At 68.5% G+C, this 16,740-nt stretch carries 18 protein-coding genes; 7 read left to right on the top strand and 11 right to left on the bottom strand.

Going from position 1 to position 16,740, the window contains the following annotated elements:
- Nucleotides 1–2 precede the first annotated feature (2 nt).
- From M2421_RS10685 to M2421_RS10670, 4 genes are all read right to left on the bottom strand, one after another.
- Nucleotides 3–461, bottom strand: coding sequence for a protein sip-5 (locus M2421_RS10685; protein WP_259206610.1), 459 nt, complete (start codon nucleotides 459–461; stop codon nucleotides 3–5).
- Nucleotides 458–958, bottom strand: coding sequence for a phage holin family protein (locus M2421_RS10680; RefSeq protein WP_259206609.1), 501 nt, complete (start codon nucleotides 956–958; stop codon nucleotides 458–460). Before M2421_RS10680 ends, M2421_RS10685 begins: the two co-directional genes overlap by 4 nt.
- 6 nt (nucleotides 959–964) lie before the next feature.
- The gene (locus tag M2421_RS10675; RefSeq protein WP_256777031.1) at nucleotides 965–1,330 is read right to left on the bottom strand and encodes a hypothetical protein; all 366 of its coding nucleotides are present in this window, start codon (nucleotides 1,328–1,330) and stop codon (nucleotides 965–967) included.
- Between the two features lie 133 nt (nucleotides 1,331–1,463).
- Nucleotides 1,464–2,891, bottom strand: a complete 1,428-nt coding sequence (locus tag M2421_RS10670; protein WP_259206606.1) for a Do family serine endopeptidase — start codon at nucleotides 2,889–2,891, stop codon at nucleotides 1,464–1,466.
- Nucleotides 2,892–3,311: 420 nt separating this feature from the next.
- Here M2421_RS10670 and M2421_RS10665 point away from each other — a divergent pair, with 420 nt between their 5' ends.
- The 4 genes from M2421_RS10665 to M2421_RS10650 all read left to right on the top strand — a co-directional run bounded on the left by M2421_RS10665 (nucleotide 3,312) and on the right by M2421_RS10650 (nucleotide 7,916).
- The gene (locus M2421_RS10665; RefSeq protein WP_259206604.1) at nucleotides 3,312–3,800 is read left to right on the top strand and encodes a hypothetical protein; all 489 of its coding nucleotides are present in this window, start codon (nucleotides 3,312–3,314) and stop codon (nucleotides 3,798–3,800) included.
- Between the two features lie 446 nt (nucleotides 3,801–4,246).
- On the top strand, nucleotides 4,247–5,200 hold the full coding sequence (locus M2421_RS10660; RefSeq protein ID WP_259206602.1) for a histone: 954 nt from the start codon (nucleotides 4,247–4,249) through the stop codon (nucleotides 5,198–5,200).
- A 509-nt stretch (nucleotides 5,201–5,709) separates the two neighbouring features.
- Nucleotides 5,710–7,143, top strand: a complete 1,434-nt coding sequence (locus tag M2421_RS10655; RefSeq protein ID WP_259206601.1) for a DUF4932 domain-containing protein — start codon at nucleotides 5,710–5,712, stop codon at nucleotides 7,141–7,143.
- 95 nt (nucleotides 7,144–7,238) lie between these two features.
- Entirely contained in the window at nucleotides 7,239–7,916 is a 678-nt protein-coding gene (locus M2421_RS10650; RefSeq protein ID WP_259206600.1) for a hypothetical protein, read from the top strand.
- 51 nt (nucleotides 7,917–7,967) lie between these two features.
- Here the strand turns inward: M2421_RS10650 and M2421_RS10645 are convergent, their stop codons facing one another.
- Both M2421_RS10645 and M2421_RS10640 read right to left on the bottom strand, forming a co-directional pair.
- On the bottom strand, nucleotides 7,968–8,543 hold the full coding sequence (locus M2421_RS10645) for a metal-dependent hydrolase (RefSeq protein WP_259206599.1): 576 nt from the start codon (nucleotides 8,541–8,543) through the stop codon (nucleotides 7,968–7,970).
- Nucleotides 8,544–8,631: 88 nt separating this feature from the next.
- Nucleotides 8,632–8,994, bottom strand: coding sequence for a DUF1428 domain-containing protein (locus M2421_RS10640; protein WP_259206927.1), 363 nt, complete (start codon nucleotides 8,992–8,994; stop codon nucleotides 8,632–8,634).
- 698 nt (nucleotides 8,995–9,692) lie between these two features.
- On the opposite strand from M2421_RS10640, the gene M2421_RS10635 reads away from it, so the two are divergent.
- Complete coding sequence (locus M2421_RS10635) at nucleotides 9,693–10,265, top strand: Ax21 family protein (protein WP_259206598.1); 573 nt, start codon at nucleotides 9,693–9,695, stop codon at nucleotides 10,263–10,265.
- Between the two features lie 132 nt (nucleotides 10,266–10,397).
- Nucleotides 10,398–10,826, top strand: coding sequence for an NUDIX domain-containing protein (locus tag M2421_RS10630; protein ID WP_259206597.1), 429 nt, complete (start codon nucleotides 10,398–10,400; stop codon nucleotides 10,824–10,826).
- A 60-nt stretch (nucleotides 10,827–10,886) separates the two neighbouring features.
- Here the strand turns inward: M2421_RS10630 and M2421_RS10625 are convergent, their stop codons facing one another.
- Genes M2421_RS10625 through M2421_RS10615 form a run of 3 tightly spaced genes read right to left on the bottom strand, consistent with a single transcriptional unit; the run spans nucleotide 10,887 to nucleotide 13,740 of the window.
- Nucleotides 10,887–11,819 (bottom strand): alpha/beta hydrolase, encoded by a 933-nt coding sequence (locus M2421_RS10625; protein ID WP_259206596.1) that lies wholly within the window; start codon nucleotides 11,817–11,819, stop codon nucleotides 10,887–10,889.
- Nucleotides 11,816–12,685, bottom strand: a complete 870-nt coding sequence (locus M2421_RS10620; protein ID WP_259206594.1) for an alpha/beta hydrolase — start codon at nucleotides 12,683–12,685, stop codon at nucleotides 11,816–11,818. Before M2421_RS10620 ends, M2421_RS10625 begins: the two co-directional genes overlap by 4 nt.
- Nucleotides 12,685–13,740, bottom strand: a complete 1,056-nt coding sequence (locus tag M2421_RS10615; RefSeq protein ID WP_259206593.1) for a sugar phosphate isomerase/epimerase family protein — start codon at nucleotides 13,738–13,740, stop codon at nucleotides 12,685–12,687. Before M2421_RS10615 ends, M2421_RS10620 begins: the two co-directional genes overlap by 1 nt.
- A 112-nt stretch (nucleotides 13,741–13,852) precedes the next feature.
- Between M2421_RS10615 and M2421_RS10610 the strand changes: the two genes are divergently transcribed.
- Complete coding sequence (locus tag M2421_RS10610; RefSeq protein ID WP_259206591.1) at nucleotides 13,853–14,443, top strand: TetR/AcrR family transcriptional regulator; 591 nt, start codon at nucleotides 13,853–13,855, stop codon at nucleotides 14,441–14,443.
- Between the two features lie 11 nt (nucleotides 14,444–14,454).
- Here the strand turns inward: M2421_RS10610 and M2421_RS10605 are convergent, their stop codons facing one another.
- The gene (locus M2421_RS10605; protein ID WP_259206590.1) at nucleotides 14,455–15,558 is read right to left on the bottom strand and encodes a sugar kinase; all 1,104 of its coding nucleotides are present in this window, start codon (nucleotides 15,556–15,558) and stop codon (nucleotides 14,455–14,457) included.
- Nucleotides 15,555–16,736, bottom strand: coding sequence for a GDSL-type esterase/lipase family protein (locus M2421_RS10600; protein WP_259206589.1), 1,182 nt, complete (start codon nucleotides 16,734–16,736; stop codon nucleotides 15,555–15,557). The genes M2421_RS10605 and M2421_RS10600 overlap by 4 nt, the downstream gene beginning before the upstream one ends.
- Between the last annotated feature and the right edge of the window lie 4 nt (nucleotides 16,737–16,740).

Genomic DNA, 16,740 nt, shown 5'->3' with positions numbered 1-16,740 from the left:
GGTCAGCGTTCGGAAAGATCGGTGGCCGCTTCGGCCGGCTGCGGCTGGCGCGGGGCGGCCGGGTCCACGCGGGTTTCCGGTGCCATGCGCGGTTTCGGCGCGGCCGCGCGGGGCAGGTCGTCGGTGGCCTCGTCCACCTTGTCGGCGGCCTGCTCGGCGGTATCGGCCGCCTCGCTGGCCTGCATCGAGGCGAACGCGGCCTGGGTACTGGCCAGCAGGTTGGACACCGAGCCGATCATCTGCAGCCAGCGTGCGCCCTGCACCTTGGCCCCCAGACCGGTCGGTTCCAGCTTGCCGGCCAGGAAGCCGCCGGCCAGGCCCACGGTAATGATGCGCAGCGGCGTCCAGCCGGCACGCCAGGCGGTGCTGAGGGTGAACCAGCTGCTGCGGGTCTTTTCCACCCGCACCGCCACCACCAGCTCGGCGCGCTGCACGCGTTGCCGCAAGGCTTCAAAGTTCATCGCTTGGCCCCCGTCGTGTCGACGTCGGCATCGGGATCGTCCTCGCTCGGTTCGTCATACAGGCCCAGCCGCGACAACTGGCGGCGGGTGGCATGCATGCCGGTATGGCGGAAGAAGAACGACACCCGCCACATTGCATACCCGGTCACCAGCAGGCTGAGGATCGAGGTGATCAGCAGCGAGTGGAACCAGGACATTCCCCAGCGCTGCATCAGCGCGATCAGCGTGCCGGCAAGCAGCAGCCACGCCGAGGCGCCGAACACGATCGCCACCCCGCTCCACGCCAACGCACGCCCGAAGGCGCTGCGCGCGAGGGCGAAGTCGGCCGAGGCCAACCGTCGCAGCGAGCGTAGCGTGTGCTTGGCCGACTCGACGGTATCGCGGCCGGCCGCGCCAACCTGGCGGATGCTTTCGTCCAGGTGGGGCGCTTTTTCACCGCTGTCCGGTGGCGGGGATTCCGCGCCACCGGTAGCGGTCGACTGGGCTTGATCGCTCACGCCGACTTACTTGTCGCCGCCGCTGCGGGCCAGCTTGGCGATGATCCAGCCGGCAGCGAAGGCCACGCCGAACGAGGCCAGCGGACGCTCGCGGATGAGTTCGGCGGCGCTGTCGACCAGGTCCTTGCCCTTGTCCATCAGTGCATCCACCTGTTCCTTGGCGGCGGCGCCACCAAACTCGGCCGCAGCCAGGCCGGACAGCGCGGTATCGGACAGCTCGGCCTTGACGTTGGCCTTGCCGATGCGCAGTTCATCGCCGGCAGCGCCGGTGGCGCCCTTGATCGCACCGCCGGCGGCGCTGGCCGCGGACTTCAGGTGCGAACCGGCTTCGCCCAGGTGTTCCTTCAGGTTCTCGGTATTGGTGGGGCTCATCGTGACTCTCCGTTTTGTGCGATGGGGAAGGTGACCGTGGCGGTGCCGCGGTAACGAACACAAGGTAATAGCATCGGCCGGGTGTAGGGGGTGTTAGCTCACGTGAGATGCGCGCGAAGACCGCCTGACCCGTTCAGCGCATCACCAGCACGCCCGGCGTATTGCCGCGCATGATCCGCAGCACCAGCTGCGGTGGGCGCTGCTGGAAGTTGGCGCGCCAGCTGGCCAGGTCGGCGAACTCGCCCACGCTGGCTTCCATGATCACGTCGCCGGCGGCCAATCCCGACGTCGCCGCGCGGCTGCCACGCTTGACCTCGCTCACCTGCACGCCGCTGATGCCGGCCTGGCGCAGCGATTCGGGCAGGTCGATGAAGGTGGCGCCGGTCAGGCGCGGGTCCAGCGCATCGCCGCTTACCGCGCGCGCCTGTTCCTTCAGGGTGGCCTTGAGCTGCAGCGGCTTGCCGTCGCGGCGGATGTCCAGGCTGAGCACGCTGCCCACCGGCTGCAGGCCCTCGATGTTGTGCAGTGCCTGCGCGCTGTCCACGCGCTGGCCGTTGGCCGACACCACCACGTCGCCCGGGCGCAGCCCGGCGGCCGCGGCACCGGAACCGGCCAGCACCCGCGTCACCAGCGCGCCGCGTGCCTCGCTCAGGCCCAGGCCCTGGGCGATCTGCTGGGTCAGGTTCTGCGCTTCCACGCCGAGCGTGCCGCGCACCACCACGCCATGCTTGACCAGCTGGTCGACCACGTCGCGCGCCAGGTTGGAGGGGATGGCCAGGCCCAGGCCGATGTTGCCGGCCATGCTGCCCTGCGGGTTGAAGCTGGCGGTGTTGATGCCCACCAGCTGGCCCTGCAGGTTGACCAGCGCGCCGCCCGAGTTGCCCGGGTTGATCGAGGCGTCGGTCTGGATGAAGTTCTGGTAGCCGAGCCCGCGGATGCCGCTGCGGCCCACGGCCGAGACGATGCCCGACGTCACCGTCTGGCTGAAGCCGAACGGGTTGCCGATGGCCACCACGAAGTCGCCCACGCGCAGCTGGTCGCTGTTGCCCAGCGGCAACGCGGTGAGCTTGTCGGCCGGGATGCGGATCAGCGCGATGTCGGTATCGCGGTCCGAGCCGATGAACTCGGCCTTGACCGTGCGCCCGTCGGCCAGCGTCACCTGCACGTCGTCGGCGTTGTCGATCACGTGGTGGTTGGTCAGCACAAGGCCGGCGCTGGCATCGATGATGACACCCGAGCCGAGCGACTCGTTGATGCGTTCCTGCGGCACTTCCGGGAACAGCCGGCGGAAGAACGGGTCGTTGAAGTACGGGTTGCGCACCCGCACCACCTGCTTGGTGTTCACGCTGACCACCGCCGGCATCGCCCGGTCCAGCATCGGTGCCAGCGAAGGCACCGCCTGCCCGGCCACCGAAGCGGGCAGCGCGGCAGTGGCCGGAATGGCCAGCGACACCGGCGCCGCTTCGGCGCGGTTGTCCAGGTGCACGTTGATGGCCGAGGCCACGAAGCCACCGAAGGCGGCGGCAAGCGCGAGCGTGAGCAGGGTCGGGAGCGGTCGCATGGTCCGGCGGTTCCGTAACGAAGAGGGAGAGGCACGCATACGGTAAAGCAAGCTGAATGAGTGTGTCCGCCCGCGCCTAAACCGCGAATGAAATCCGGTCCGCTGCGGGATCGCGAGCGCCCTTCCCGGCGGCGTTGACAGCGCCCCGGGTCGGGGTAAGCTGGCCGGGCATCGGCCACAAGATGTTGCGTTGCCGATCGGGACTGCCCCAAGGAGTTGGGTCTGCTGGCTGGGGCAAGCACATCGCGCCACCATGTTCGGGCAGCCCTGGTTGCCCGATGGAGCCTGCATCGATGAGCACGCCACCGCTGGTCGTGATCCGCCACGCGCCCCGCGCCGACCGCGTCCCGCCGCAGCCGGCCTCGCTGCACACCCGGCACCGCCATTACCGGCTCAAGACCCGGCAGGGCGAGCCGCTCGATGCCGATAGCGACGCCGCCTGCCTGCGTGCCGCCGGCACACAAGCCTGCCACCCGCACCATCCACTACACCGCGGCCTGCACCGTCGACGACGCGATGGTCGGCATCCTGCGGAAGGCCAAGGGTCGCCGCGGCGCGCGGATCGGCACCGTCAACATGATCCACCCGGACGCGGGCGAGTTCATCCGGAGCAGGCGCAGGGACGGCCGATTGCTACGCGAGCCGAGCCCGGCGTCATCCCGCAACGTGATCCTGGGCGGCCGCAAGCGCAGGGAAAACGTGGACGTGTTTTCCTGCGCACTGCCGGCCTACCGGCGCCGGCTCAACCCGCAGGCGATGCCGTTCGCCGCCCCGGCCCCGGCCCGGCTGTCGGCCTGCTTCGTCGCCGCCGACGATACGTCACCCATGGCCCATGTCGACATCCAGGTCGCCGCGCATCACCGGGTGGACAGCGCGATTCCGAAGACGGCCAACGTCCCCATCGACTGACCGTTCGAGCAGTTCAAGGACATCTACCGCGACGCCCACACGCAGAGGTTGAAGGGCTGCACCACCGTCGGTTTCAAGCTCGCCGCGTTCCAGGGCGTACCGGTCGCGGAGGCAAATCCGGCGCACACCCCCCTGCCGTTTCGAGCGCGAAGACGGCGCAGTTGTGGAGATAAAGGGCAACGAACAGATCGAGTACGACGGCCAATTGCACACCGCCGCCATTCTGTTCGACATCCTCAAGGAGGGCTGCTGCGGCCTGTTCTGTTCCAGGTACGGAAGCTGTTTTGAAGGGGTTTGGTGCAGATGCCCGGTTCGCCGGGCGCGCGCATCGCCGGCCCGCCAAGCACAGATGCGGCTCATGGCGTGCGACAAGACCGTTCCACGAAGGACCGCGCCGGTATAGCATCGCCAGCGATTTGACTAACCAGGCCCCTTAGGAGGCAATCATGAGCAACGGTAATGGTGTGACCGCGACCCTGTCGCAGGGCGTCGACGAAGTGAAGGAAGTGGCCGGCAAAGTGGGCGAGACCATCGCCACCACCGCTGAAGATGCAGTTGCCTCGGTGAAGAAGACCGTCAAGCGCGCGCGCAAGGCTGCCACCACCCAGGTCGCCAAGGTCAAGAAGGCCGTGCAGAAGGCCGAGAAGACCGTCGCCAAGAAGGCTGACAAGGCCGCCAAGTCGGTCGGCAAGACCCTGGCTGCGACCAAGAAGAAGCTGGAAGCGGCCAAGAGCAACGCCAAGGCCGAAGCCGCCTCGCTGAAGAAGCAGGTCGCCAAGAAGAAGGTTGCCGCTGAAAAGGCCGTGACCAAGACCACCAAGGCTGCCAAGAAGGTTGCCGGCAAGAAGGTCGCCACCGCCAAGAAGGCCGTGACCAAGAAGACCGCGACTGCCAAGAAGGTCGTCGGCAAGAAGGTCGCCGTGGCCAAGAAGGCCGTGGCCAAGAAGACCGCGACCGCCAAGAAGGTTGCCGGCAAGAAGACTGCCGTAGCCAAGAAGACGGTCGGCAAGAAGGTCGCCGTGGCCAAGAAGGCCGTCGCCAAGAAGTCGGCCGTGGCCAAGAAGGCCGTCGGCAAGAAGACCGCCGCCGCCAAGAAGGTCGTCGGCAAGAAGACCGTCGCTGCCAAGAAGGTCGTCGGCAAGAAGGTCGCCACCGCCAAGAAGGGCGTGACCAAGAAGACCGCAGCCGCCAAGAAGGTCGTCGGCAAGAAGACCGCCGTCGCCCGCAAGACCGTCGGCAAGAAGGTCGCCGTGGCCAAGAAGTCTGTGGCCAAGAAGACCGCGACCGCCAAGAAGGCCGTGTCCAAGAAGTCCGTGGCCCGCAAGGCTGCACCGGCCAAGCGTGCCAGCGCCGCCAAGACCGTGGCCCGCAAGGCCCCGGCCAAGCGCGCCCGCAAGTAAGTCGGTAAGCACGGCGCCTGCCTCCGGGCAGGCGTCGTGACGCCGTCGCAGACGGATACACCCGCGCACGCGCGCGAGGAACCGCGCCATGGCGGTCAGGACCGACCAGAAGATCACCGCCTTCTCCGCACTTTCGCCCGCCGGGTTGACCCGCCAGGCCGCTGCCAGCGCAGCATCGTCGCCTACCACCCGCCGCCGCCGCGGCCACCGACACCATTGTGCAGATGCACGAGCGCACCGGGCGCCCCGACGTGTTGGTCGGTACTACCTGCACGATCGACGCCCGCTGGTGGAGCACGCCGGCTGCGTGACCAGCAACGACATCGTGCTCCCATCCCCGCAACCTGCGCTGCGCCGCCCATTCCGGCCGATCGTCGCGCTGACCCGGGCCATGAGGGGCGTCAGCCGCTTTCGCGCGACCGCCCGCCGGGCCATGACTTGCGTCCCATGCGGACCGCGGATGCCGCGTGGAATAGTGTCCTGCAACCCAGGCCAACAGGATGGCTGCCATGGATCATCTTCGTCCCGCCCATCGGCCGTGGTTGGCCGCGTTGCTGGTCGTGCTTGGCCTGTTTGGCAGCCAGCAGCTGGCGGCATCGCCTCGCCCGGTGGTGGTGGATCCAAGTGTCGAGCTGGCCGCGGTGGCGAATCGCCTTGCCGGCTTCGAGGAATTTTCGGCGCCCGGCATTGCCGACTATGACGCTGCGGTGGAGACCCACTTCCGGCGTTATCAGGATCATCCAGCGGTGCAGCTGCTGCGGGCGTTGCGCCAGCAGCACGGCATCGGCTACAGCGACACCGTTGCGCTGGCCCTGGCGGCAACGCCGCATCGCTGGCAGCCGCGCCAACCCCTGCCCGAGTGGCTGCGCGACATGCCGGGCCGCTGGACCCTGGACACGGCGCACGCCTACCTGCGCGCCATGGCCGCCTTCGAGCGGGATACCGACGCGGCGGGCTTCTTCCGCGGGCAGCAGCGTTTCTACCACCGGGTGGAGACCGAGCTCGCGACCGGCCTGCAGGGATGGCCGCAGATCGCCTGGTTCGAACAGACGCTCGGGCCGCAGCCGGGGCTCCGGTTACAGATCATTGCCGGCCTGTTGCACGGGCGTGGCAACTACGGACCGCGACTCCGCGGCGGCGACGGTTCGGTGCAGATGTATGCGGTGCTGGGGGTGCCGGCCACGCCGCAGGGGCAAACGACGGCATGGCCGTTTGCCGCCATGCAGCGCCTGCTGGTGCATGAGTTCGCCCATTCCTGGGTGAATCCGTGGGTCGACCGGCAGGGCGCGGCATTGCAGCCCGCCGCCACTGCGTTGCTGGAGGCCAGGATCGAACAAATGCGCGCCCAGGCCTACGGCAGTTGGCAGGCCGTGACCTATGAAAGCCTCGTGCGCGCCGTGACGCGGGGGTATTTCCAGGACCGCCGTGACAGTGACAGCGTGGGACTGCTCTTCCAGGAGGATGCCGCGCGCGGCTTCGACTGGGTGCCGGCGGTCACCGACCAGCTGCGCGGCGATGCCCGCGGTGGGCGCTGGCTCAACGAAGGCACGGCTGCCACGATGGCCGCCCTGTTCGAGGCCCAGGCGTCGTTGCTGCATGCCCGCGCCGATGCCGGCGTCACCACGGTTTCCCTGGCCAGGCAGGTGCCCGCGGCGGGCGAGGCACAGGTGGATGCCGCGCTGGCGCACCTGGAGCTGCACTTCGACCGCCCCATGGGGCGAGGGGTGGGCATCTTCGGTGATCGCAACCCGACCTTCACCGCGGCACCGCAATGGGATGACGATCGCCGCGTGCTACGCCTGCCCGTGGCGTTGCAACCGGCCACGGCGTATGTGATCGAGCTCAACAGCCCCGGCATGCCAGGCGGTTTTGTCGGCAAGGACGGGACCGTGCTGCCTGCGCAGGTGTGGCGCTTCCGCACCCGGGATGCGCCTGCGCAGTGACGCCGTGCAGCGGGCCTGCGCACGGGTAGGCGAGGGCCGTGACGGAAGGCGGAGGACGCCCTTGCTACGCTGCGCGACATGACGAAGGAGGGGGCATGCGCGGTCTAGACTTCAGTTCCTGGCAGGCGATGCTGTCCACCCTGGTCGGGCTGGCGGTGATCACCCTGATCGGCGTCGGTATCCGGCTGCTGGTGATGCAGACCCTGCAGCAGCGGCGCGAGCGCGAGAACCGGCAGATCAACGAGCGCCTGCGTACCCTGATCGCCGCCTACAAGACCCTCGGCGGCTCGTTCACCGGGGCGTTGCACGTGGACCCGCGCCACCTGCGTGACCTGCGCCCGGCGCCGGGCGAGGACGGAGTGGCGTTGCCGGCGGGCATCGATGCCGGCAGCGATCGGGCGCGCCGCATCCGTGATGCGGTGGAGGCGGCGCTGTCGGACATCATCCTGCTCGGCACCGATGACCAGGTGCGGCTGGCCGCCAACGCGGCTACCGAGCTGGCCCAGGGCCGGCCGGTGCAGACCGCCGCGTTGGTGGTGTCGCTGCGCGACTTCATCCGCGGTGCGCTCGACCTGGCGCCGATCCCGTCCAGCGTGGGCATTCCGCAGCAGGGGCCGGCACGACCGAGCGCCGGTGCGAAGGGCAAGGGCGACGGCGACAAGGCCGGCGGCAAGGCGGGTGGCGGTGGTAGTGGTGGTGGCATGGGCGGCATGGGTGGCGGCGGCATGGGCACGGGCCACGGCGCGGACGACGACGGCAGCCACGCACGCTGAGCGCGCCTGCCGCAGTTGGCGGCTGTCACGGCGTGCAGCGCCGCGCAGGCGTCAACGCGGCAGGCGGATCGACCAGATGACGAACGCTGCCCAGAGCGGCGCGATGCACCACGTCCACGCGCGCCAGCGCCCCCACGCATGGCCCCGTGCCAGCGCGACCAGCGCGGCGAACACCGGCAGCAAGACCCCCAGTTCGATCAGCAGGTTGCGCCACAGGTAGGCGTTGCCGACCCTCAGCGCACCTGCGCTGGGCAGCATGCCGCGCACCGCCACCCCGTCCTGCAGCGGCCAGAACAGCGGCACCGGATGCGCGCCCACCAGCAGGTCCAGCAACGGGTGCGACACGCTCGCCAGCAGCAGCCACCGCAACGGCTGCGTGTTGCCGGCGGCCTTCGCCACGCACTGCACCGCCACCGCCGCGACCAGCGCGAACAGCAGGCTGTGGGTGATGCGCGGGTGTGCGCCGTAGCCGAGCAGCCAGACCCCCAGATAGTCCAGGTCCGGACAGACCGCGACGAACACGAACGGCACCACCGCCCATCGCGATGGCGCCCGCGCCCGCGCGCCCCCGGTGCTGCACAGGTAGGCGGTAACCCCGGCGAGGGCGTGGCCGGCGAAGGAAGACATGGCGGCAGGACCGATGACCGTGGAGGGGTCAGGGTCCTGCCTGCGCGTGGGCGAACGATGAGGCCACGGTGTGGCCGGGATGAAGTGCCTACTTCCCGCCCAGTTCCACCACCGGCACGAAGCCGCCGTAGATCATCCGCTTGCCGTCGAACGGCATCGGGTTGTTTTCCGGGTTCATGCGCGGGTCCTCCATCATCTTCTGCATGCCGGCATCGCGGGTGGCCTTGTCCGGCCATTCGATCCAGGAAAACAGCACGGTCTCATCGTCCTTGGCCTCCACCGCACGGTAGAAGTCGGTCTGCTTGCCGCGTGGCACGTCGTCGCCCCAGCACTCCACCACGCGGGTGGCCCCGTGCTCGATACAGATCGCATCGCCCATCTGCGCGTGCTTGAGGAATGCCTCTCTGTTCGCGGTGGGGACGGCAATCACGAAGCCATCGATATACGCCATGGTCAGCTCCAGATGGCGCACCGGGATGGGCGCCTTCATTGCAAACGACGAACGGGGGGAGGGGAGATCGACACTGTGCCCTGACCCCGCCCCATCGGTGTGATGGCCGCCCGGCGCGACGTTGAAAGAACAAGTCTTTCAATAGGTTACGCAATACGAATACCTCCCCTCGCGTACGGGGGGTCAGAAAAGTCCTAACGCTGGCGAGGAAGATCCTGATAGCCGCCGCGGGTTATTCCGCCGACTATGGGGAGCCGGAAAGGAAGCCACTACGCGCTACCGAGCAGTGACGCCACGGCGCGTCGCCGGTGTATTACGGAGGATGGACGCGTTAGCCGACTACTCCCCAAGAGCGGCTTCCCCAACGCGTGACGCCCCGCAAGGGCATCGTCGTGACCAGATTCCATCTTGCTGTTTGCCGATGCTGGCGTGTCGCCGCATCCCGCGCCTGTCCTGCCTGATGCTCGCGTTGCCGGCGTCCCACGCTCACGCCGCCTGCACGTTGCAGCGCTGTTTTACCGCTGAAATCGCGGCGCGCGCGTATATGCCAGAGCGCAACTGAACCCCCGCCAAAAATCCACCGATATGAAACGTGTCGACTTCAGGGCGGGTTGTGGCGAATAACGGAGAATTTACATTCCCGATGCAGAGCGGCGTACGCGCTGGCTGCAAGCAGTTCAAGACAGAGGTGTACCCCCATGAAGACTTCGTTGATTGCCCTGGCGCTCGCCGCCGCCCTGCCGTTCGCCGCGTCCGCTGCTGAAGGCCTGTCCTACAACTACGCCGAAGGCGACTACGTCAAGACCGACGCAGACGGCGGCAAGGCCGATGGTTGGGGCGTGAAGGGTTCCTACGCGTTCCTGCCGAACGTCCACGCCTTCGGTGAGTACAACCAGCAGAAGACCGACATCGGCAACTTCAAGGTTGACCAGTGGCGCGTCGGCGTTGGCTACAACCAGGAAATCGGCAACAGCACCGACTTCGTGGGCCGCGTTGCCTACAACAAGTTCGACCCGAAGGAAGGCCTGGACTTCAACGGCTACAGCGCTGAAGCCGGTATCCGTACCGCGTTCGGCCAGCACGCCGAAGTCTATGCAATGGCCGGCTACGAGGATTACAGCAAGAAGCACGGCGTCAATCCGGATGGCGAGTTCTACGGCCGCCTGGGTGGCCAGGTGAAGTTGAACCAGAACTGGGGCATCAACGGCGACATCAAGATGGATCGCCATGGTGACAAGGAATGGTCGGTCGGCCCGCGCTTCAGCTGGTAATCCCGGCGTGACCGCATCGCCACGCGCCTGATCGGCGTGGCAGGAAAGGCCCGGCAATGCCGGGCCTTTTTCGTGGGCGCGATTCAGGCGCGGGGCTCGAGGGATAATGAGGCACCGCCATGGAGATGCCCGATGCCCCAGTCCCCTGATCTGCAGCAGCCCCGCCTCGGCTGTGGTGCCGTGATCCAGCGCGCCGATGGCGCGATCCTGCTGGTCCAGCGCGGGCGTCCGCCCGAGCAGGGGCATTGGGGGCTGCCCGGCGGCAAGGTGGACTGGATGGAGAAGGTCGAAGATGCCGTGGTGCGTGAGGTGGAGGAAGAAACCGGGTTGCGCGTCGCAGTGACGCGCCTGCTCTGCGTGGTCGACCACTTCGAGCCGGCACTGGGGCAGCATTGGGTGGCGCCGGTGTATCTCGTGCATGCGGAGGATGCCACGCAGGTAGCGGCGGTGAAGGAACCGGAGGCGTTGCTCGCCCTGGGCTGGTTCACCGCCGACGCGTTGCCTACGCCGTTGACCGTGTCCACGTTGCGCGCGCTGGGACATCTTTCGATGGCGCATTGACCCGACGCCCGTATCAAGGCCCGGCAATGCCCGGCCCGTTTCATTGCTGCAGGTAACGCACTACCTCGCCTCGGCCAGTAACGCCGCGCTGCGATCCAGCAGCCCGCGGGCGGCCGGTGCCGTGCCCAGCAGATGCAGGCAGGCATGGACCATGCCGGGCACGCGTTCGCAGTGCACCGCTACGCCGGCCTGCGCCAGGCGCGCGGCGTACTGTTCGCCTTCATCGCGCAGCGGGTCGTATTCGCACACCAGCACCGTGGCCGGCGGCAGACCGCACAGGTCCTGCGCGCGCGCGGGTACGGCGTAAGCGTTGGCCGCGTCACCCGGGTTGAGGTAGGCGTCCCAGCAGCGTTGCATCAGCGCGGTGGTGAGGTAATGGCCTTGGCCGAAGCGGCGGTGGCTGTCGTGGTCGATGGCGGTGTCCAGCGCTGGATACAGCAGCAGCTGGTGGTGGAGGGGCGGGCCATCGCGGTCGCGGGTAAGCAGTGCGACGGCCGCGGCCAGGTTACCGCCGGCGCTGTCGCCGCCCACCCCCAGCCGCGCCGGATCGATGTCGAGCATCGCCGCGTGGCGGCTGGCCCAGCACAGAGCCGCGTACACGTCCTCCAACGGGATCGGGAAGCGGTGTTCCGGCGCCAGCCGATAGTCCACCGACACCACCACGCAACCGATCGCGTTGGCCAGCGCCCGGCAGGGGTTGTCGTAGACCGCCAGCGAACACTGGAACCAGCCACCGCCATGGGCAAACACCATGCCAGGGCGTGGCTCGCCGGGGCGATGTCCCGCCGGCCAGTAGGCGCGCACGGCAATGGCCTGGCTCTCGCCGGTATATACGCTGAAATCGCGGACCGACGCGACCGCCTCCAGCGGCCCGTGCAGGGCGGGCAGCGCGACCTCGCTCGCGCCACGTAGCTGCGGCAGTGACATGCCTGCCACCGCCTCTGGCGGTGGCAGGGTGGACAGGAAACGGGCGATATCCGGGTCCAGGCTCATGCGGTGACGTCCGGCAACAGGAACGGCAGCAGCTGGGCCAGAAACGCCTCCGGTGCTTCCTCCATGACGAAGTGGCCGCAGTCGGCAATCATCGTGCCGCGCAGGTCGCGGGCGTGTGTGCGCATCGTGGCTATCGGCATGTCGGCGGTGGCGTGCTCGGCGCCGATCGCCAGCACCGGCATGGCCAGCGGGGTGAGCGCGCGCTGCCGGTTCTGGCGGATGGTTTCCGGGATCGCCCGGTAATAGCCGAAGCCGCCGCTGAGCCCACCCGGCGCGGCGTACGCGCGGATGTAGACCTCGCTGGCCACCGCTTCACGGCGGTGCGCCCAGCGGTCGAACATGAAGGTCAGGTAGGCGCGCTCACGTCCGGCGATCAGCGCCTCGGGCAGGTCGCGCACCTGGTTGAACATGAAGTGCCACAGGAAGATGTTGTCCTCCGGCGCCACGAACACCGGCGGTGCATCGGCCAGGCCGGGGATCACCGCCTCGGTGATGGCCAGGCGTTGCACCGCCTGCGGCTGGTCGCTGGCCAGCGCGTAGGCCACCCACATGCCGACGTCATGGCCCACCACCTGGTAACGCGCGTGGCCCAGATGCTGCATCACCGCATGCAGCGTGGCGGCGATGTTGCCGGTGTCGTAGCCGTGTGCGGGCGTGTCCGAATCGCCGGTGCCCGGTGGATCCACGGCGATCGCCTGGAAGCCCTGCGCGGCCAGTGCCTGCATGACGTGGCGCCAGGCATACCAGGTCTGCGGCCAGCCGGGGATCAGCAGCACCGGGCGGCCTTCGCCAAGGAGCGCGCAATGCACGCTGCGCCCATCAATGCGAACATGGCGATGGGTGACGCCTTCAAGTTCCCGGTCCATCAGAGGATCCCCAACATGCCGTGGATCTGCGCACGGCTGACCGGCGCCCCGGCGAAATCGTCGAAGATGCGGTCGGTTACCTTGATGATGTGCGCGTTGATGAACGCCACGCCCTCGCGTGCGCCGTCTTCCTGGTTTTTCAGGCAGCACTCCCACTCCAGCGTGGCCCAGCCGTCGTAGTCGTACTGGGCCAGCTTGGAGAAGATGCCCTTGAAGTCCACCTGACCGTCACCCAGCGAGCGGAAGCGCCCGGCCCGCTCGGTCCAGCCGCTGTAGCCGCCGTAGATGCCCTGGCGCCCGCTGGGGTTGAACTCGGCGTCTTTGATATGAACCATGCCGATGAAGTCGCGGTAGATATCCAGGAAGCTCAGGTAATCCAGCTGCTGCAGCACGAAGTGGCTGGGATCGAACAGGATCCGGCAGCGTGGATGCCCACCTACGGCGGCATGGAAGCGCTCGAAGCTGGTGCCATCGTGCAGGTCTTCGCTGGGGTGGATCTCATAGCAGAGGTCCACGCCGTGCGCGTCGCACACCTCCAGGATCGGCAGCCAGCGCTGTGCCAGTTCCTCGAACGCGGCCTCGATCAGACCGTCCGGACGCTGCGGGAACGGGAACAGATAGGGCCAGGCGAATGAACCGGAGAAGGTGCCCATGCGGTCCAGGCCCAGCCGCTGCGACGCCCGGGCCGCCAGCTTGATGCGCTCCACCGCCCAGGCGCTTCGTGCGGCCGGATCGCCCCGCAGGTGCGCCGGGGCGAAGCTGTCGCACAGCGCGTCGTAGGCCGGATGCACGGCCACCAGCTGGCCGAAGATATGCGTGGTTAGCTCGCTGATTACCAGCCCGTGGCCGGCCAGCATCGCGATCATGTCATCGCAGTACTGCTGGCTGTGCGCAGCCTTCTCCACATCGAACAGGCGTTCGTCCCAGGCCGGAATCTGAAGGGCCTTGAAGCCCTGGCCAGCCGCCCAGGCGGCGATGGACGGCAGGTCGTTGAACGGGGGCTGGTCTGCACTGAACTGGGCCAGGTGCAGGCTGGGGCCTTGGAGGGTGCGCATCGAATGTCGCCTTATTGTTTGTCGAGCGACAAAGAATAGGCGCACGGATGTCCCCGGTCAATGCCGGGTATCGTTAGAATTCCCGCAATGCTCTTTCCCGTAGTGATGCCCCATGGCCGGACGCCCGCGCGAATTCGACAAAGACCACGCCCTCAAGCAGGCGATGCTGTTGTTCTGGGCGCGGGGTTATGAAGGCACCTCGATGTCGGCGCTGGTGGAGGCACTGGGCATTGCCTCGGCGCGCATTTACGCCGCCTTTGGCAGCAAGGAACAGCTGTTCCGCGAGGCGGTGGCGTTGTACGAAGCCGGCGACGGTGGCTTTGCCGACCGCGCGCTGGCCGATCAGGCCGTGCGCCCGGCGATCGAGCGCATGCTGCACGATGCGGTCCTGACCTACACCCGGCGCGGTCGCGCGCAGGGCTGCCTGGTGGTCTCGGCGGCGACCGCCACCGCACCGGAGAATGAAACGGTGATGGACTGGCTGGCCGAACATCGCCGCCAGCGCACCCAATCGATCATCGCGCGCCTGCAACAGGCCGCCGGCGCCGGCGAACTGGCCGACGGCGCGGATGTCCAGGCGCTCGGCGACTACTACGCCACCGTGCTGCATGGCATTTCAACCCAGGCCCGCGATGGTGTGAGCCGGGCGCGGTTGCTGGCAGCGGTGGCGCAGGCGATGCGCGCACTGCCGACTCGGGACTGAGCCCGGCAGGGTCAGCGTTTCGCGGCGGCGCTGTCGCCGCGCGCCACGGCTTCCACTTCGTCCAGGCTGGCACAGGCGTTGTCGCCCGGCGTGGACATCGCCAGCGCACCATGTGCGGCGCCCAGTTCCACCGCGGCCTGCTCGCCCTTGCCGCTGAGCAGGGCATGCACCACGCCGGCCACGAACGCATCGCCGCCACCCACGCGGTCGAGCAGGTCCACCTCGCGCGTGCGCGAGACGAACAAGGTTTCGCGGGTACGCAACGCGCCGCCCCAGCCGTTGCGTGCGGCGTTGCTGGCGTCGCGCAGGGTGAACGCCACCGCCTGCAGGGTCGGGAAACGCTGCAGTGCACGCTGCGCAGCCGCATCGGCCGGACCGACATCCATCGGCGTCGCGCGCCGGCCCAGATCGGCCAGGTCCATGCCCAGGCATGCCGCGAACGAGTACTCGTCGCCCACCAGCAGGTCGCACTCGGCGGCGATGGCGCAGTTGGCATGCCGGGCCGCATCCGGATCGGGGTGACTGTCCCAGAGACTGGCGCGGTAGTTGAGGTCGTAGGACACCGCCACCCCGTGCCGGCGTGCGGCCTGCACCGCGGCGATGGCGGTCTGCGCGCTGTGTTCGGACAACGCGGCGAAGATGCCGCCGGTATGCAGCCAGCGCACGCCATCGCGGCCGAACAGCGCGTCCCAGTCGTACTCGTGCGGCTGCAACTGGGAGGCGGCCGAGGTGGCGCGGTCGGAGATGCCCAGCGGGGCGCGCACGCCGAAGCCGCGCTCGGTGAAGTTCAGGCCCATGCGCGTGTTGCGGCCGATGCCATCGTAGTCGCGCCAGACGATCTGGCTGGCATCCACGCCACCCGCCTGGATCAACTGCTGGGCCAACGCACCCAGCTCGTTGCGCGGCAGCGCGGTCAACACGCCGCTGCGGTGCCCGAAGGTGCTGCACAGGCCACGCGCGACGTTGTACTCGCCACCGCCTTCCCACACGGTGAACTGGCGTGCGTTGCGGATCCGGCCTTCGCCGGGATCGAAGCGCAGCATCACCTCGCCCAGCGCCAGTGCATCCCAGCGCTGGCCGTGCGATGCGGCCAGCGCGAACTGCTGCGTGCTCATCGTGCCTTGCACCCCAGCAGGCCCAGGTCGATGCCCTCGGCCATGCGCCGGTAACCTTCATCGTTGGGATGCAGGTGGTCGCGGGTGATGGCCTCGGGCAGGTTTTCCGGGTTGGCCGGATCGCGCAGGATCTGGTCGAAGTCGATCAGGCCGTCATAGCCGCTGCGGCCGCCGCGCATCCAGCTGTTGAGCTGGGTGCGGGTGGCGGCGGCGGTCGGCTCGTAGCGGTCCGAGCCCCCGAACGGGGTGATGGTGGCCGCGATCGCGCCGATGCCGTTGCCGTGCAGGCGCTCGGCGATCTGCCGGTAGCCCAGCACCATGTCCTCGGCGTTGCGGCCGGCCTTGGGCGGGGTGCCACCGTCGTGGCGGATGTCGTTGATGCCTTCGAACACGATCACCTTGCTCACGTGGGGCAGCGCGATCACGTCGCGGTCCAGCCGCGCCAGCGCGCTGTGGCTGCGGCCGTGGTCCATCACCTTGTTGCCGCTGATGCCGGCGTTGACCACCACCACCCGGTCCGGGCAGGCCTGCTGCAGGCGCGCGGACAGCAGTGCCGGCCAATCGCCGTTGCTGCCGCGCGTGGCGGTGGCGCCCTCGGTGATCGAATCGCCCAGGGCCACCACCACCACCGGCGTGGTGGCGCGTTCGGCCAGCACCGCCGATACCACGTTCTGCCGGTAGGCGAGTTTGACCTTGTCGCCCACCTCGGCCTGGCGGCCGTCGACGATGCGCAGCGCGGTACGCCGCACGGCAGGCTTGGTCGGTTCGGGGAAATACACGGTGAGCGATACATCGGCCAGTGCCGGCACCGTCATCGCCACCGGGTCGCTGAGCAGGGCGGCGCCCACGGGCACTACCACTTCGCTGCGACCATTGAAGGTGACCAGCTTGGCCGGGGTGGCCGTGCCGGTGCGTTGGGCCGAGGCGCCGCCGATGGTCAGCGGCGCATCGCCCAGTTCATTGCTGATGCGGAAGCGCAGTGCGGTGGCCGAGCTGGCCAGGCGCATGTCCTGGCGCACGGTCTGCCGGGCGAACTGCACCGGGGCCTCCGGCGTGCCGTCCAGGCGGTCCGGTGCCGGCGAGGCAGTCCATGCCGGCACCCAGACCTGGGCATGGGCGGGCAGCGCAGCGGCGCTGGTGGCAAGTGCAATCGACAGTGCAGTGGTCCAGCGCAGCATGGCA

The sequence above is a fragment of the Stenotrophomonas sp. BIGb0135 genome, assembly GCF_024810105.1.
Taxonomy (GTDB): Bacteria; Pseudomonadota; Gammaproteobacteria; order Xanthomonadales; family Xanthomonadaceae; genus Stenotrophomonas; species Stenotrophomonas maltophilia_AB.
The sequence above is the reverse complement of the archived record's forward strand: the minus strand, read 5'-3'. Positions and strand labels throughout refer to the sequence as shown.

What these genes read in the sequence shown, in the direction of transcription:
- M2421_RS10685 (WP_259206610.1), bottom strand. Translation starts at nt 461, where the DNA reads ATGAACTTTGAAGCCTTGCGGCAACGCGTGCAGCGCGCCGAGCTGGTG.
- M2421_RS10675 (WP_256777031.1), bottom strand. Translation starts at nt 1,330, where the DNA reads ATGAGCCCCACCAATACCGAGAACCTGAAGGAACACCTGGGCGAAGCC.
- M2421_RS10670 (WP_259206606.1), bottom strand. Translation starts at nt 2,891, where the DNA reads ATGCGACCGCTCCCGACCCTGCTCACGCTCGCGCTTGCCGCCGCCTTC.
- M2421_RS10665 (WP_259206604.1), top strand. Translation starts at nt 3,312, where the DNA reads ATGCCGATAGCGACGCCGCCTGCCTGCGTGCCGCCGGCACACAAGCCT.
- M2421_RS10660 (WP_259206602.1), top strand. Translation starts at nt 4,247, where the DNA reads ATGAGCAACGGTAATGGTGTGACCGCGACCCTGTCGCAGGGCGTCGAC.
- M2421_RS10655 (WP_259206601.1), top strand. Translation starts at nt 5,710, where the DNA reads ATGGATCATCTTCGTCCCGCCCATCGGCCGTGGTTGGCCGCGTTGCTG.
- M2421_RS10650 (WP_259206600.1), top strand. Translation starts at nt 7,239, where the DNA reads ATGCGCGGTCTAGACTTCAGTTCCTGGCAGGCGATGCTGTCCACCCTG.
- M2421_RS10645 (WP_259206599.1), bottom strand. Translation starts at nt 8,543, where the DNA reads ATGTCTTCCTTCGCCGGCCACGCCCTCGCCGGGGTTACCGCCTACCTG.
- M2421_RS10640 (WP_259206927.1), bottom strand. Translation starts at nt 8,994, where the DNA reads ATGGCGTATATCGATGGCTTCGTGATTGCCGTCCCCACCGCGAACAGA.
- M2421_RS10635 (WP_259206598.1), top strand. Translation starts at nt 9,693, where the DNA reads ATGAAGACTTCGTTGATTGCCCTGGCGCTCGCCGCCGCCCTGCCGTTC.
- M2421_RS10630 (WP_259206597.1), top strand. Translation starts at nt 10,398, where the DNA reads ATGCCCCAGTCCCCTGATCTGCAGCAGCCCCGCCTCGGCTGTGGTGCC.
- M2421_RS10625 (WP_259206596.1), bottom strand. Translation starts at nt 11,819, where the DNA reads ATGAGCCTGGACCCGGATATCGCCCGTTTCCTGTCCACCCTGCCACCG.
- M2421_RS10620 (WP_259206594.1), bottom strand. Translation starts at nt 12,685, where the DNA reads ATGGACCGGGAACTTGAAGGCGTCACCCATCGCCATGTTCGCATTGAT.
- M2421_RS10615 (WP_259206593.1), bottom strand. Translation starts at nt 13,740, where the DNA reads ATGCGCACCCTCCAAGGCCCCAGCCTGCACCTGGCCCAGTTCAGTGCA.
- M2421_RS10610 (WP_259206591.1), top strand. Translation starts at nt 13,853, where the DNA reads ATGGCCGGACGCCCGCGCGAATTCGACAAAGACCACGCCCTCAAGCAG.
- M2421_RS10605 (WP_259206590.1), bottom strand. Translation starts at nt 15,558, where the DNA reads ATGAGCACGCAGCAGTTCGCGCTGGCCGCATCGCACGGCCAGCGCTGG.
- M2421_RS10600 (WP_259206589.1), bottom strand. Translation starts at nt 16,736, where the DNA reads ATGCTGCGCTGGACCACTGCACTGTCGATTGCACTTGCCACCAGCGCC.